1 protein-coding gene is annotated in these 303 nt (G+C 28.4%); it reads right to left on the bottom strand.

What is annotated here, in order from left to right; genetic code table 11:
- Nucleotides 1-26: 26 nt before the first annotated feature.
- A partial coding sequence (locus A500_RS20925; RefSeq protein WP_016209230.1) for a hypothetical protein occupies nucleotides 27-303 on the bottom strand: 277 nt, incomplete at its 5' end.

Here is a 303-nt window from a genome sequence, read left to right as displayed (position 1 = left end):
CATCTAATAATACAGAATCTATAAGATCATAAAATAAATTTACATTCCAATATGGTGCTACTAATATAAGTAGGTTCAGAACCACTATAAGCAATATATCTAATATTTACATTCCAATATGGTGCTACTAATATATCTTTACCCTCTTTTAAAAGGGTATTGGGCGCTCGATTTACATTCCAATATGGTGCTACTAATATAGAACATTTTATGTTTTCACTTAAGACTACTAACAAATTTACATTCCAATATGGTGCTACTAATATTGTAACTTCTTCTGGTATCTCTGCATTTATTTCTATA

Source organism: Clostridium sartagoforme AAU1, from assembly GCF_000401215.1.
Classification (GTDB): domain Bacteria; phylum Bacillota; class Clostridia; order Clostridiales; family Clostridiaceae; genus Clostridium; species Clostridium sartagoforme.
The sequence above is the reverse complement of the archived record's forward strand: the minus strand, read 5'-3'. Positions and strand labels throughout refer to the sequence as shown.